The sequence below is a fragment of the Afipia sp. MLSD5-FHT05B12 genome (assembly GCF_058793355.1).
Genome location: NZ_JBXAFS010000010.1, coordinates 132,748 through 147,312 on the forward strand (window position 1 = coordinate 132,748; position 14,565 = coordinate 147,312).

15 protein-coding genes are annotated in these 14,565 nt (G+C 62.6%); 5 read left to right on the top strand and 10 right to left on the bottom strand.

Annotated elements, in window-relative coordinates:
- Positions 1–19 precede the first annotated feature (19 nt).
- Complete coding sequence (locus AC1Q6J_RS14790; protein ID WP_492280024.1) at positions 20–982, top strand: carbon-nitrogen hydrolase family protein; 963 nt, start codon at positions 20–22, stop codon at positions 980–982.
- A 5-nt stretch (positions 983–987) separates the two neighbouring features.
- Positions 988–1,605 carry a flavin reductase family protein gene (locus tag AC1Q6J_RS14795; RefSeq protein ID WP_492280025.1) on the top strand — a complete coding sequence of 206 codons (618 nt, stop codon included), beginning with the start codon at positions 988–990 and terminating at the stop codon, positions 1,603–1,605.
- A gap of 63 nt (positions 1,606–1,668) precedes the next feature.
- Here AC1Q6J_RS14795 and AC1Q6J_RS14800 read toward each other — a convergent pair whose 3' ends face one another.
- Positions 1,669–2,556 carry a transcriptional regulator GcvA gene (locus AC1Q6J_RS14800; RefSeq protein WP_492280026.1) on the bottom strand — a complete coding sequence of 296 codons (888 nt, stop codon included), beginning with the start codon at positions 2,554–2,556 and terminating at the stop codon, positions 1,669–1,671.
- A gap of 112 nt (positions 2,557–2,668) precedes the next feature.
- Here AC1Q6J_RS14800 and AC1Q6J_RS14805 point away from each other — a divergent pair, with 112 nt between their 5' ends.
- The 3 genes from AC1Q6J_RS14805 to AC1Q6J_RS14815 all read left to right on the top strand — a co-directional run bounded on the left by AC1Q6J_RS14805 (position 2,669) and on the right by AC1Q6J_RS14815 (position 5,012).
- The gene (locus AC1Q6J_RS14805; RefSeq protein WP_492280027.1) at positions 2,669–2,884 is read left to right on the top strand and encodes a DUF1127 domain-containing protein; all 216 of its coding nucleotides are present in this window, start codon (positions 2,669–2,671) and stop codon (positions 2,882–2,884) included.
- Positions 2,885–2,971: 87 nt separating this feature from the next.
- Complete coding sequence (locus tag AC1Q6J_RS14810) at positions 2,972–3,613, top strand: GNAT family N-acetyltransferase (RefSeq protein ID WP_492280028.1); 642 nt, start codon at positions 2,972–2,974, stop codon at positions 3,611–3,613.
- 115 nt (positions 3,614–3,728) lie between these two features.
- Positions 3,729–5,012 carry an acetyl-CoA C-acyltransferase gene (locus AC1Q6J_RS14815; protein ID WP_492280029.1) on the top strand — a complete coding sequence of 428 codons (1,284 nt, stop codon included), beginning with the start codon at positions 3,729–3,731 and terminating at the stop codon, positions 5,010–5,012.
- A 187-nt stretch (positions 5,013–5,199) separates the two neighbouring features.
- On the opposite strand, the gene AC1Q6J_RS14820 is transcribed toward AC1Q6J_RS14815, so the two are convergent.
- The 9 genes from AC1Q6J_RS14820 to gap all read right to left on the bottom strand — a co-directional run bounded on the left by AC1Q6J_RS14820 (position 5,200) and on the right by gap (position 14,305).
- Entirely contained in the window at positions 5,200–5,649 is a 450-nt protein-coding gene (locus tag AC1Q6J_RS14820; protein ID WP_492280030.1) for a GNAT family N-acetyltransferase, read from the bottom strand.
- A 28-nt stretch (positions 5,650–5,677) separates the two neighbouring features.
- On the bottom strand, positions 5,678–6,706 hold the full coding sequence (locus AC1Q6J_RS14825; protein WP_492280031.1) for a peptidoglycan -binding protein: 1,029 nt from the start codon (positions 6,704–6,706) through the stop codon (positions 5,678–5,680).
- 17 nt (positions 6,707–6,723) lie between these two features.
- Positions 6,724–7,719 (bottom strand): basic helix-loop-helix domain-containing protein, encoded by a 996-nt coding sequence (locus tag AC1Q6J_RS14830; protein WP_492280032.1) that lies wholly within the window; start codon positions 7,717–7,719, stop codon positions 6,724–6,726.
- A 321-nt stretch (positions 7,720–8,040) separates the two neighbouring features.
- Positions 8,041–8,832: an inositol monophosphatase family protein gene (locus tag AC1Q6J_RS14835; protein WP_492280061.1), complete on the bottom strand. Its 792-nt coding sequence runs from the start codon at positions 8,830–8,832 to the stop codon at positions 8,041–8,043.
- A gap of 93 nt (positions 8,833–8,925) precedes the next feature.
- Positions 8,926–10,050 (bottom strand): tetratricopeptide repeat protein, encoded by a 1,125-nt coding sequence (locus tag AC1Q6J_RS14840; RefSeq protein WP_492280033.1) that lies wholly within the window; start codon positions 10,048–10,050, stop codon positions 8,926–8,928.
- A 7-nt stretch (positions 10,051–10,057) separates the two neighbouring features.
- Complete coding sequence (locus AC1Q6J_RS14845) at positions 10,058–10,738, bottom strand: thiamine phosphate synthase (RefSeq protein WP_492280034.1); 681 nt, start codon at positions 10,736–10,738, stop codon at positions 10,058–10,060.
- A gap of 196 nt (positions 10,739–10,934) precedes the next feature.
- Positions 10,935–12,002: a class II fructose-bisphosphate aldolase gene (fba, locus tag AC1Q6J_RS14850; protein ID WP_492280035.1), complete on the bottom strand. Its 1,068-nt coding sequence runs from the start codon at positions 12,000–12,002 to the stop codon at positions 10,935–10,937.
- Between the two features lie 57 nt (positions 12,003–12,059).
- Positions 12,060–13,253, bottom strand: a complete 1,194-nt coding sequence (locus AC1Q6J_RS14855; RefSeq protein ID WP_492280036.1) for a phosphoglycerate kinase — start codon at positions 13,251–13,253, stop codon at positions 12,060–12,062.
- 44 nt (positions 13,254–13,297) lie between these two features.
- Complete coding sequence (gene gap, locus AC1Q6J_RS14860) at positions 13,298–14,305, bottom strand: type I glyceraldehyde-3-phosphate dehydrogenase (RefSeq protein WP_492280037.1); 1,008 nt, start codon at positions 14,303–14,305, stop codon at positions 13,298–13,300.
- Positions 14,306–14,565 lie beyond the last annotated feature (260 nt).

A 14,565-nucleotide genomic window follows, 5' to 3' on the forward strand; every position in this document is an offset into this window, starting at 1 on the left:
ACCTTCCGGGACAGGTGCCATGACTTCAAGAAAGAACAGCAGCTACAAGGCCGCCGTTATTCAGGCTGCGTCAAATCCGACCGACACGCTCGCATCGGCCCAGAAAGCCGCGCGCCTGATCGAGCAGGCGGCGAAGGCTGGCGCACGGCTGGCGGTGTTCCCGGAAGCTTTCCTCGGGGGCTATCCGAAAGGCAATTCGTTCGGCGCGCCGGTTGGCCAGCGCAAACCCGAGGGGCGCGAAGCATTCCGCACATATTGGGAGCAAGCCATCGATCTCGATGGTCCTGAAGTCGAGACGATTGCCGCCGCGGCGGCGGCGACCGGGATATTCGCAGTCGTCGGGTGCATCGAGCGCGAGTACGGCACGTTGTACTGCACCGTGCTGTTCTTCGATGGCGCCAACGGCCTCATAGGCAAGCATCGCAAGCTGATGCCAACCGCGGGTGAGCGGCTGATCTGGGGGTTCGGCGACGGCTCGACGATGCCTGCTTTTGAAACGTCGCTCGGCACCATCGGCGCGGTGATTTGCTGGGAAAACTACATGCCGGCATTGCGGATGCACATGTACAGCCAGGGCGTCAGCATCTACTGCGCGCCCACTGCGGACGATCGCGACACCTGGGTGCCATCGATGCAGCACATCGCGCTCGAAGGGCGCTGTTTCGTGCTGACGGCCTGTCAGCACATCAAGCGCGGGGCGTATCCCGAGGACTACGAGTGTTCGCTCGGCAACGACCCGGAGACCGTGCTGATGCGCGGCGGCAGCGCCATCATCAATCCGCTGGGCAAGGTGCTTGCCGGGCCGGATTTCGATGGTGAAACGATCCTCTATGCCGACATCGATCTCGATGACGTGGCGCGCGGCAAGTACGACTTCGACGCCACCGGCCACTATTCGAGGCCTGATGTGTTCCAGCTCATTGTCGACGACCGGCCCAAGCCCGCCGTCTCGACGGTCACCGGTTCGCCGGCGCGGAGCTGAGCATTATGTTCTTCGATATGGGCCAGCTTGCAGCGGACATCCGCTACAAGATCCTCACGGCGACTGTGACCCCGCGCCCTATCGCGTGGGTGACGACCCGTTCGCCCGACGGAGTTGCAAACGCGGCGCCGTTCAGCTTCTTCAATGTGCTGGGACATGAGCCTCCGACGGTTGTACTCGGGTTGCTGCGCCATCCCGAAAAGGGATTGAAGGACACGGCCGAGAATATCCTCGCGACCGGCGAGTTCGTCGCGCATCTCGTACCGCGCCAGATGGCGGAGGCAATGAACACAACCTGTGTCGATGCGCCGTCAGAAGTCGATGAACTGGTGTTGGCCGGCTTGCGGACGATCCCGTCGCAGATGGTGGCGCCGCCGCGCATAGCCGAAAGTCCGGTCGCATTCGAGTGCCGTACTCTTTCGACACATGAGACGGGACCGAGGCAGGTTGCTGTGATCGGTGAGGTCGTGTGCGCGCATGTGGCCGATGAGTTCGTACTCGATGCCGGCAAGGGCTACATCGACACGCTCGCTCTCGATCTCATCGCCCGCATGCATGGAAGCGGGTGGTATGCGCGTCCGGCGGACCTTTTCCAGTTGGTGCGCCCGGGCTCAGCCGCCTAGCGCTGCACCCTGTGCTGGATCGCCAGCAGCATGATGATGACTGCCAGGATCATGGGCGCGTTGCTACGGCTTCGTCGCCGTTCGCAGCCAGTCGCGAAATAGTTTCAGCTTCGAAGTCGCCGGCCTGTCTTGCGGTGTGACGAAGTAATAGCCCGCCGACGGCATGGAGACATTGAACGGCACCACCAGGCGTCCGTTCGCAACGTCGTCCGCGACATAGGCGGTATGGCCCATGGCGACGCCGAGACCATCGATGGCGGCCTGAATGGTCATGAAGGCCAGATCGAATGTCAGCCCGCGATTTTGCGACAGGTGGGCAGGCAGGCCCGCGGCCGTGAACCAAAGCCGCCAGTCGTCGATGGTGCTCGACGTATGCAGCAGCGTGGCATGCTCCAGGTCTTCCGGCCGCCGCAGCGCACGTTCGCCTGTCAGCAGCTTTGGGCTGCAAACCGGAAAAAGATGTTCGGCCATCAGCCACTCGGCATCCAGCCCCGGCCATCGTCCTTGTCCGTACCGGATTGCCGCATCGACATTGCTGGTGCGGAAATCCACCAGTTCGGTCGAGGTGGTGATGCGCACATCGATCTCCGGATGCTGTTCCTGAAAGGACGACAGTCTCGGCAGCAGCCATTTCACCGCGAGCGATGTCAGGGTGCTGATCGTCAGCACGCGGTCGTCGTCTTTGCGCAACAGCCGGTCGGTGGCGGTGCGCAAATCCTGAAACGCGGCACGGATGCCGGGCAGATATTCGGCTGCCTGCGGGGTCAGCGCCAGCGAGCGGCTCTGCCGGACGAACAGCCGGATGCCGAGTTCTTCCTCCAGCCGCCGGATCTGGTGGCTGATGGCGGTCTGGGTGACGTTCAGCTCCTGCGCGGCAAGGGTGAAACTAAGGTGCCGTGCGGCGGCCTCAAATGCACGCAAACCGTTCAGCGAGGGCAATCTGGCGGTCATAGGTCCCTCTAACGCATGAGATTATCTCATAATACAAGGGACAAGCTATCGTTTGTCAATGGGGGTTCGCGTGCAGATATTCATATCATCAAGTTCGTTCCAGGAGGCTACGATGTCCGCTTGCACAGCTAATGTGATGACAAATGATCATCATCACGACTTCATCAACCACCCGATCTCGTCGATTTCCGACGTGCTGCACACGTGGCGGCAACGCTCCAGGCGCCGGTCCGAGTTGGCCCGTTTGACCGAGCGCGACTTCCACGATGTCGGCGCGAGCTGGAGCGACTTCGCCTACGAGGCCAGCAAGCCCTTCTGGCGTGCGTAAGGCGCCTTCGCGAGCCTGGTCCGTCTCGTCCTCCTCCCCGGATCAGGCTCGCTTTTTCCTTTCGTACAAAAGCTGATGGAGCACGCCATGCTGGCCGAACCCGATCATCGCTTTGTCCTGAGCAATCTCGGCCGCTACACCGATGTTATCCGGCTGAAAGACGGCAAGCCGCTGACGGTTCGATTTATCGAGCCGAAGGACGCGGACGCGCTGCTCTTCTACTTCCGGTCGTTGTCGCGGCAGTCCCGCTACAACCGCCTGATGGGCGCCGCCAGCGAGCTGCCGCCATCGGAACTCGACAAGGCGCTTCACATCGGCGAGGCCAGCCGTTTCGCGGTTATTGCCGAAATGAAAATCGATGGCGTCGAGACGATTGTCGGCGAGTCCCGCTACAGTTACGACTCCGGAACGCAGAACACCGAATTCGGATTGTCGATTGGTGATGCCTGGCAGGGGCAGGGCATCGGCTCCGCGATTCTGTCGAATCTCGAATGCCGCGCGGCGGCGCTCGGCGCGTCGCGGCTGTTCGGCGAAACCTTCCGCAACAATGAGCAGATGATCGGGCTCGCCCGCAAAGCCGGTTACTCCTTCGCGGCGGCGCCCAGCGATTGGCGGCAAGTGCGCTTCGAGAAGCCGTTGCGTCGGACCGCCGAGATTCCCTGCGAAAGCTGGAAGCAGGCCGCGATGGCGGGCTGGTTGCGGAACGAAGCGCTGCTGGCCGCGCGCTGATTTTCCTGTATTTACGGCCCGGCGCGCGGCGCGCGCCGTCGGCTTGTATGCCCTCCGCCGGATCGAATAGTGTTCAAAAAGGCGCCGGTTCCGGCGTTCGGTCCGGGAGCAAACGATGGCGCAATCCGTAAAAAACGATGTCTGGCTGGCGGCAGGGGTTCGCACGCCGCTTGCAAAGGTCGATGGACCGTTGAGCGGTGTTGATGCCATCGCGCTGTCGGTTCCGGTGGTCAAGCACATGATCGAGCGGCTGGGCGGCGGCAAGCCTGACTTCGCGGTGTGGGGCAACGTTGTGCCGAACCTGACCTGGAGCAACATCGCCCGCGAAATTCTCATGGATGCCGGCGTTGATCCGACGGTGCCGGCCTATTCCACGGTGATGGCGTGTTCGACCAGCATGATGGGCGTGTTCGAAGCCGCCGGCATGCTCGACGGCGAGGTGCATAATCTTGCGCTGGTCGGCGGCGTCGACAGCCTCAGCCAGGTTCAGCTTGGGCTCGGCATGTCGCTGTCGAACTGGGTGCGCCAGTTCCAGACCGCGCGATCGCTGGGACAAAAACTCACCCACGCCATCGACCTGAAGCTCAGCGACGTGCGGCTTTACATTCCGGCGGTCAGCAATCGCACCACCGGCATGAGCATGGGCGAGCACACCGAGATCACCGCCAAGGTCTGGAACATCTCGCGCGAGGCGCAGGACCAGATCGCGCTGGAGAGTCATCAGCGCGCGGTCGCCGCATGGGATCGCGGGTTCTTCGATGGTCTCGTCACTCCGTTCGACGGTGTGAAGCGCGACACCATTCCGCGCAAGGATACTTCACTCGAGAAGCTGGCGCGGCTGCCGCCGTCATTCGACCGCAGGAGCGGCAAGGGTACGCTGACCGCGGGCAATTCGTCGCCGCTGACCGACGGCGCATCGAGCATCTGGGTCGCCTCAAAAAAGGGATTGGAGAGGCTTCCCGTGCAGACGCCGCGTGTGAAACTGATCGATTGGGGAATCGCGTCGGTGGATTTCCGCACCGAAGGCCTGCTCATGGCGCCGCCCTATGCGATCCCGCGCCTGCTCGCGCGCCATTCGCTGACCTATGCTGACATTCAGCTCTGGGAAATCCACGAAGCCTTCGCCGCGCAGGTGCTTGCGCACATCAAGGCGCTGGAGAGCCCGGAATTCATCCGCGACAAGGCCGGCGTCAAAGCCGAATTCGGAAAGTTTCCGCGCGAGCGCATGAATCCGAATGGCGGCAGCATTGCGCTTGGGCACCCGTTCGGTGCGACCGGCGCACGCATCCTCAGTCAAGCAGTCAAGGAATTGGCGGCGATGCCGAAGGGCAGCCGCGCCATTGTCAGCATCTGCGCCGATGGCGGGCAGGGCACCGTGGCGCTTTTGGAAGCGGCCTGACCTGACATGGGAAGAGATGTTTCCTGCCCTCTCCCCTTGCGGGAGAGGGTGCTGAGCGGCGCAGCCGCGAAGCGGGTGAGGGGTAGCTCCTCACAGACAGATCGCAAGCAACGCCTCACCCGGCTTGATTTCGCTTGGCTCAATCTCGCCACCCTCTCCCACAGAGGGAGAGGGGAAGATGCTGTTCTCAGGGCCTCCACGCCATGGCGTAGACCTTTCGTCCGGATATAGGATTGACGTCGTCATGGGTGTGGACGAATCCGTTGCGCTCATAGAAGCGGATCGCGCGGGTGTTGTCGGTGTTGACCAGCAGTGTGATGCCGCCCGGCGACATCGCCTTGGCCCTATCGATCAGCACGTTGCCGAGATCCGATCCCCAGGCTTCCGGCGCGACCACGAGCTGATCGAGATAGCCCGATGCATCGATAGTGACGAAGCCTGTCATGTCGCCGTTCTGTTCCGCGACAACGATTTGCGCGGCAGGCACAAGTTCATCGCGCCAGCGCGCGCGCCAGCCGTCCAGCCGCTGCGTGAAATCGATCGACGGATAAGCCTGTTGCCAGGTGCGAAACCACAGGTCGATGGCCGCATCCTCATCACGGGCCATGTAGGGCCGCAGCGTGAAGGATGCACTCATGATCGCGTGAAAGCCTGCGGCATGCGGATCATCGCTCGGTGAGCTTCAGTTCGATGCGGCGGTTACGTTTGTAGGCTTCCTCGGTCTTCTCCGGATCGAGCGGTTGGAATTCCGCGAAGCCCGCTGCGACCAGACGCTGCGCCGGCACCCCGAGCGAAATCAGATACTGCACCACCGAGATGGCGCGTGCCGATGACAGCTCCCAGTTCGACTTGAACTGCGGGCTGTTGATCGGCCGCACGTCCGTATGACCATCGACGCGCAGCACCCAGGCGATCTCCGCCGGAATCTGCTTGTCGAGATCGATCAGCGCGGTGGCGAGCTTGTCGAGTTCGGCACGGCCTTCAGGCAGCAGCAGCGCCTGTCCGGTGTCGAAGAACACTTCGGACTGAAATACGAAACGGTCGCCGACGATACGGACATCCGGGCGATTGCCGAGAATGGCGCGCAGCCGCCCGAAGAACTCGGAGCGGTAGCGCGACAGTTCCTGCACGCGCTGAGCCAGCGCCACGTTCAGCCGCTGGCCGAGATCGGCGATCCGGGTCTGGGATTCCTTGTCGCGTTTCTCCGATGCGTCGAGCGCTTCTTCAAGCGCGGCCAACTGGCGGCGTAGCGCGCTGATCTGCTGGTTCAGCACTTCGATCTGCGCCAGCGCCCGTGCCGAGACCTGCTTCTCGGAATCGAGCGCCTTGCCGAGTTCGGTGGCGCGGCCTTGCGCATTCGCGCCTGCTCCCGCGAGGCCGTCGTACAAACCCTTGACGCGGTCCCGCTCGGCCTCGGCGGACGCAAGCCCCGCGCGCATTTGCGAAAGCTGATCGTCGAGATTCAGTTTGCCGAGTTTCTCGAGCGAGAGGAGGTCGTTGAGCTGCGCGATCTGCGCGTTCAGCCGCTCCAGCGCCTTGTCCTTGCCGGTGACTTCCTGCGACAGAAAAAACTGCACGACAAGAAACACCGACAGCAGGAACACGATGGCCAGAACCAGCGTCGATAGCGCATCGACGAAGCCCGGCCAGTAGTTGAAGCCGCTGTCGCTGCGGCGTGAACGCGAAAGCGCCATGACCTGCTATCTCCGGCTCAACTGTTTTCGGGCTGACGGGCGAGGCGCTCCAGAAGCTGTTTGATTTCCTTGTTCTGCTCGCCCTGGCCGTCGGCCCATTCGCGGATCAATTGCTGCTCGGTGCGCATGTGATGCACCAGGCCCTGGATCGCTTCGGCGAGATTGGCCATCGCGGTGGTCGAGGCGCGGTTCGATCCCATCTCCTCGACCGCCGTCCGCAGGCGTTCAAGCGCGGGATTGAGATCGCCGTTCGCCGCGTGACCGTCGCCGGAGTATTCCTGTACGGTCTCCGCCATCCAGTCTTCGAGATCGGTGTAGAATCGGTTCTGCGCCTGGCTCGATTGCAGATCGAGAAAGCCGAGGATCAGCGAACCGGCGAGACCGAATAGCGAGGACGAGAACGAGATACCCATGCCGCCGAGCGGGGCGGCGAGACCTTCCTTGAGCGTGTCGAACACCGAGCCGGCATCGCCGCCGACTTTCAGGCCCTCGATCACCTTGCCGACCGAGCCGACGGTTTCGATCAGGCCCCAGAACGTGCCGAGCAGGCCGAGAAACACCAGAAGCCCCGTCATATAGCGCGACAGGTCGCGTGCTTCATCGAGGCGGGTCGCAATCGAATCCAGCATATGGCGCATGGTTTGCTGCGAAATGCTCATGCGCCCGCCGGTGCGGTGACTGAGCATCGCCGCCATCGGCGCCAGCAGCGTGGGGCGCCGGTCGACTGCAAGACCGGGATCGGAAATGCGGAAGCTGTTGACCCAGGAAATTTCAGGATAGAGCCGGATCACCTGCCGGAAGGCCAGGATGATGCCGATGGCCAGAACGCCGACGATCAGCGCGTTGAGGCCGGGATTGGCAAGAAACGCCAGCCAGATCTGCTTGTAGAGCACCACAAGCAACAGACTGCACAGAATAAGGAATACCAGCATCCGGACCAGGAAGATGCGCGGTGTCGACAGTTTCGTGACACTGATGTCGGCTGCGGTGCTGGAGGCGGGAGTCTTTGCCATGGCGGATCTTCAATCCTTGTCCGTGGAACGTGTCGGGCATCAATATGGCACAGCGGGGGCGGGAAAAAAGACGCCATCCCGCATTTGACCCCAACCGCGGAACCGGGCCCGAAACTGGCACAGGCCGCGATGGTATTCCCGGTCAATTGCTGGGGCGAGGATATGATCCGGTTTTCCGGAGCGCATCCGTCCCACCGGTAACTCGGGGTGGGTCGAACGATGTCCTCGTCATTGCGAGGAGCGTCGTGACGAAGCAATCCGGAAAACCGAGCGCGAAGTCCGGATTGCTTCGCTTGCAACGACGACGGATTGTTCTTCTGTTTAGCCCAGCGGCTTCAGAATCTTCACCAGTTCGCGCTGGATCGTCTCGTTGCCGCAGACGACATGGCCAGTCGCCATCGCTGTATCGCCGCCCTCAATGCCGCTGACGACGCCGCCGGCCTCGCGCACCATGATCAATCCGGCTGCGATGTCCCAGGGCTGGAGATTGCGTTCCCAATAGCCGTCGAGGCGCCCGGCTGCGACGAATGCGAGATCGAGCGACGCCGCGCCGAAACGGCGCAGGCCGGCGACGCGATTTTGCATCTCGGCCATTTCCCGGCGCGAGAGTTCGTGATCGCCGCGTCCGATATGCGGCAGGCCGCAGGCGACCACGCACTCGTTGAGCTGCTTGCGGCCGGCGACGCGCAGGCGCTGATCGTTCAGGAACGCGCCCTTGCCGCGTTCGGCGATGTAGAGTTCGTCGTTGGCGGGATTGTAGATCACGCCCGCGATAATCACGCCCTCGCGCTGAAGACCGATCGAGATCGCGAATTGCGGAATGCCGTGAAGAAAGTTCGTGGTGCCGTCGAGCGGATCGACGATCCAGGTGTTCGACTTGTCGGTGCCTTCGCGCGTGCCGCCTTCCTCGCCGAGGAAGCCGTAGCCCGGGCGCGACTTGGTCAGATCGTCGTAAAGCATCTGCTCCGCGCGCTTGTCGGCGAGCGACACGAAGTTGGCCGGACCCTTCAGCGAGACCTGAAGGTTCTCGATCTCGCCGAGATCGCGCTTGAGGCTGCGGCCGGCGCGGCGCGCGGCCTTGACCATGACATTGATGAGCGCTGAATGAAGCATTGTCTCGGCTTGCTGGATGAGGATGGGGGCTGGTGCTGCGGGATGCTTGGCGTCAAAGCGCAGGCGCGTCAAGGGCGGTAACGCTGCCACGGCTCATTTCGTGCCAAACCACTTCCTGGCGAGGTCTTCGGATTTCGCTTTTTCTATCGGGGGTAACTGCGCAAACTTGGCATCCAGGTCAGGATCGCCGTTCCCGGCGGTCTTCGCGATCAGATGCCATTTGAAGCCCTGCACCTTGTCGGCGGGAACACCGAGCCCATCGACAAGAATGCGTGCCAGGCGATTTTGTGCGATGGGACTGTTCTGCCGTGCCGCCCGGTTCAGCAGCGCAATCGCGGTGGGCACATCCTTGGGCGTGCCGGTGCCGTTATAGAGTGCGATGGCATATTCTACCTCGGCATCGAGGTTGTCGACCATCGCGGCGGCGCGCATCCAGCGCGCGGCCTCCGGGAGATTCTTCTCCACACCGCGGCCTTCCTTGTAGAACGTCGCGAGTGCGTACTGCGCCTCGGGATTACCGGCATTGGCCGCCTGAAGGAACAGTTCGGCCGCGCGCTTGATGTCCTGCGGGAAGACCTGCCCTTCGAGATAGAGCAGCCCGAGATTGTAGGCGGCCGCGGCCTTGCCGAGTTTAGCGGACGATGCCAGAAGCCGCGCGCCTTCGTCGCGGTTGGCGGGGCCGCCGCGTCCGGCGATCCTCATCATGCCGAGCGAGAACATGGCTTCGCGATCGCCGCGATCGGCGGCCTGCTTGTACCATTCCGCGGCCTTGGCATCGTCGCGCTTGATGCCGAGCGCGTTGGAATAGAGTTCGCCGAGCAGTGTCATCGATTTCGGATCGCCGGTTTCCTGCGCGCGCTTCAATGCAATGTTGAAAGCGGTTCGATACAGGCCCGCCTGATAGGCGCCATAAGCGAGATCGGCGTTCGGATCGTTGGGAACGGCGGGCGCAGGCGGCGCAGCGGTCTTCGCCGGCTCGCTTTTCTTCTGTTTCTGTGCGTCGGTTTTCGGCGCAGCGGCTTTCGGTGGCGCAGCTTTCGGCGCGGTGGATTTTGGGGCAGGTCGCGTCGCTTCCGGTTTGATCGGCTCCGGAAAAGGATTCGGCGGCGCGCCCTGTGCAACAGCATTCGCCGAGAACGCCATGGCACCAGCAACGACCGATGCAAGAAGTCTTGCATGAGCGGTTGCAAACGGCGTGGCATGGCGAAGCGCGGTCATCGCGGTTTTATTCTCCTGCGGCCGTGGTGCGCGCGAGAGACGACTCGAAACCGCGCGAAATGGCCTGGCTGGCCTCGATCAGGGCGGCCAGCGCGCCGCGCGAATCCTGCCAGATGAAATCGCCAACCAGGATAAAGTCCGCGCCGGCCGCTGCGAACATCTGCGCCTCATCCAGCGTTGCGGCAAAGCCCACGCATGGAGGTTCGAACAGTTCGGCCCACCAGTCCAGCCGTTCGCAGATTGCGTCCGCTGACGGCCGTTCGCCATTGGCATCGGGCTCGCCGAACAGCACGTAATCCGCGCCAGCCTCACCGGCCACCATCGCATCGTGCCGCGTGATGAGTCCGCCGACACCGAGAATGCGATCGGGCTTGAGCGTCGGCATCGCCTCCTGCATGGCCTCGATGCCGCTCAGGTTCGCGCCATCCGCGCCTCCGCGCGCCACCAGTTCATAATGTCCGTCAAGCAGCACGGCTGCCCCGGCTCGCTGGATCACAGGCGCCAGTGCCTTGACGCGCTGGATCATGCCGCGCTCATCCGCCTTTGTGAGCCGCAGCAAAACCGCGGCGACATCGGCCGCAGCCAGCAGCGCCGGCAGTTCGGACACAAGCTGGGCGGGATCGGCAATGACCGGCGTTGCAAGATAGAGGCGAGGCGCGGGGCGCGGCGGGGGAGGTTTGGTGGCCATGATGGCGGTGTGATGCCCCCGGAGTGCGGCCAAAAAAGGGGCGGGACTGGTCCCGCTGTTTGAAAAGACGTCTGTCGCGTCATCCTTCGAGGCTCGCCGCAAGAGCGGCTCGCACCTCAGGATGACGCCTCACTTGAAACCGTCACCCTGAGGTGCCGCAGCGAAGCGGAGGTCTCGAAGGATAAGTCACAATCCTCTAAGCGATCTTCGGAGCCAGCTCGCCCTTGGCGTAGCGCTGCGCCATCTGGGCGGTGGTCAGAACCTTCTTGATCTTGCTGGCCTGGCCCGCGGTGTTGAACTCCTGCAGGCGCTGCTTGCAAAGCCTGGTCATCGCTTCCATCGCCGGCTTCAGATACTTGCGCGGATCGAACTCGCTCGGATTTTCGGTCAGGATCTTGCGGATCTGGCCGGTCATCGCCATGCGGTTGTCGGTGTCGATGTTGATCTTGCGCACGCCATGCTTGATGCCGCGCTGAATCTCGGTGACCGGTACGCCCCATGTCGGCTTCATCTGGCCGCCGAACTTGTTGATGATGTCCTGCAAATCCTGTGGCACCGACGACGAGCCGTGCATCACCAGATGCGTGTTCGGTAGCTTGCGGTGAATTTCCTCGATCACGTTCATGGCGAGGATGTCGCCGTCCGGCTTGCGGGTGAACTTGTAGGCGCCATGCGAGGTGCCCATCGCGATCGCCAGCGCGTCGACCTGGGTTTCCTTGACGAACTTCACCGCTTCGTCGGGATTGGTCAGGAGCTGGTCATGCGACAGCTTGCCTTCCGCGCCGTGGCCGTCTTCCTTGTCGCCCATGCCGGTCTCAAGCGAACCGAGTACGCCAAGCTCGCCTTCCACCGAGATGCCGCCGAGATGCGCCATGTCGGTGACGGTCTTGGTCACGCCGACATTGTAGTCCCAGTCGCCCGGCGTCTTGCCGTCGGCCTTCAGCGAACCGTCCATCATCACCGAGGTGAAGCCGGCCTGAATCGCCGTCATGCAGGTCGCGGGTTCGTTGCCGTGATCGAGATGCACGCAAACCGGAATCGAGGGGTGAATTTCCGTCACCGCGTCCATCATGTGCTTGAGCATCACGTCGTTGGCGTAGGACCGCGCACCGCGCGAGGCCTGGATGATGACCGGCGCATCGAGCGAGCTGGCGGCGTCCATGATGGCCAGCGCCTGCTCCATGTTATTGATGTTGAATGCCGGCACGCCGTAGTCGTTCTCAGCAGCATGATCCAGCAGTTGACGCAACGTGATGCGAGCCATGTGTGCTTGTTCTCCGTGGTCTTGGGTCAGCGCCAGCGGCGCCAGATCCGTTGAAATTTAGCGTACCCTTAAAACCTCGACGCCGGGCAAAGGTTTCCCTTCCATCCACTCCAGAAAGGCGCCGCCGGCGGTCGAAACGTAGGTGAAATCCTTGCCCACGCCAGCGTGGTTCAACGCCGCAACGGTGTCGCCGCCGCCGGCGACGGACACCAGCTTGCCAGCCTTGGTGCGTGCCGCCGCATATTTGGCGGCTTGAACGGTGCCGCGGTCAAATGGCGATATTTCGAATGCGCCGAGCGGGCCGTTCCACACCAGCGTCGCGGCATCGTCGATCGCGGCACCAATACGTTTGATCGACTGCGGGCCGACGTCGAGGATCATGCCGTTGGCCGGGACCGCGTCGAGGCCATAGGCATGCGACGGCGCGTTGGCTTCGAATTTCTCCGCAACCACCGCGTCGACCGGCAGGATGATCGCGCAGTTGGTGGAATTCGCCTTCACGAGAATGCGCAGCGCCGTGGTGGCGAGATCCTTTTCACAGAGCGAGTTGCCGACATCGACACCTTGCGCATGCAGGAAGGTGTTGGCCATGCCGCCGCCGATCACCAGCGCATCGACCTTGCTGACGAGGTTTTCCAGAAGGTCGATCTTGGTCGAAACCTTCGAGCCGCCGACAATGGCGATCACCGGGTGGACCGGTTGATCCAGCGCTTTGCCGAGCGCGTCGAGTTCGGCTTCCATGGTGCGGCCGGCATAGCCCGGCAGCACGCGGCCAAGACCTTCGGTCGAGGCGTGGGCGCGGTGCGCGCAGGAGAATGCGTCGTTGACCCATATGTCGCCGAGCTTCGCGAGCTGCGCGACGAAAGCCGGATCGTTCTTTTCCTCGCCGGGATGAAAACGGGTGTTTTCAAGACAAAGAATTTCGCCGTCCTTCATCGCGGCGACAGCCTTCTCCGCGACGGAACCGACGCAATCGGGCGCAAACTCGACATGACGCAGCAGCACATAGCCAAGCGCCGTGGCGACGGGCTTGAGCGAGTCCTTCGGGTCCGGCCCCTTGGGCCGGCCGAAATGCGCGAGGATGACGACCTTGCCGCCGGCTTGCGACAGTTCGATGATGGTCTTGGCGATGCGTTGCAGACGCGTGGTGTCGGACACGCGTCCGTTGTCCATCGGCACGTTGAGGTCGACGCGCAGCAGCACGCGCTTTCCCTTCACGTCGAGATCATCGAGGGTGCGAAATCCGGACATCGGGACTCGTTGCGACTAACGGGTTGCGGCGAGGGCCGGTGAGATCAGATCAGCTTGCTCATCGCAGCGGCGGTGTCCGCCATGCGGTTCGAGAAGCCCCACTCGTTGTCGTACCACGACAGCACGCGCACCAGATTTCCGCCCTGCACCTTGGTCTGGTCGAAGGCGAAGGTGGACGAATGGGCATCATGGTTGAAGTCGATCGAGACGTTCTGATCGCTGGTGGTGCCGAGGATGCCCTTCAGCTCCTGCTGGGCCGCCCGCTTGATCGCGTCGTTGATCTCTTCCTTGGTGGTCGCCTTCTTGGCGACGATCTTGAGATCGATGACGGAAACATTCGGCGTCGGCACGCGGATCGCGACGCCGTCGAGCTTGCCCTGAAGTTCCGGCAGCACGAGGCCGATGGCCTTCGCAGCGCCGGTGGACGTCGGGATCATCGACAGCGCAGCCGCGCGGCCGCGATAGAGATCGCTGTGCATGGTGTCCAGCGTCGGCTGGTCGCCGGTATAGGCATGGATCGTGGTCATGAAGCCGGTCTCGATGCCGACGGTGTCGTTCAGCACCTTGGCGACCGGCGCGAGGCAGTTCGTGGTGCAGGAGCCGTTCGAGACGACGAGGTGATCCTTGCTGAGCTTGTCGTGGTTGACGCCGTAGACGATGGTCGCGTCCGCGCCGTCGGACGGGGCGGAGACCAGCACGCGCTTGGCGCCTGCGGTCAGATGCGCCGAAGCCTTGGCCTTGGCGCTGAAGATGCCGGTGCATTCCATCGCGATATCGATGCCGAGGTCCTTCCAGGGCAGGGTCGACGGATCGCGTACCGCGGTGACCTTGATCTTGCCGTTGCCGAGGCTGATCGAGTCGCCTTCGACGGTCACGGTGCCCGGAAACCGGCCGTGTACGGAATCATAGCGCAGCAGGTGGGCGTTGGTTTCGACCGGCCCGAGGTCGTTGATGGCGACAACCTCGATATCCGTGCGCTTGGATTCATAAATGGCCCGCAGGATGTTGCGGCCGATACGGCCAAATCCATTGATTGCGACACGGACTGCCATTCAAGTTCTCCTCGATAGGTCGGAAATGACGATTTTCGAGGCGGTTTTTGCCCCGAATGACGCTTTGATGCAATCACCTGAATCCCGAATGTTCTGGTGTCCTGAATCCGAAGTTCGCCGCGTCCTGCGGCGGGCTCTATAGCGAACTTCGGATTCAAAAGGACACTAGAAAGCATGGTTTTAGTGCGGTTTTGGTTCGCCAGTCCGCAAATGGACGTGCCGGGAAGACGTTGCGGACTGGCGAACCACCACACTAGCAA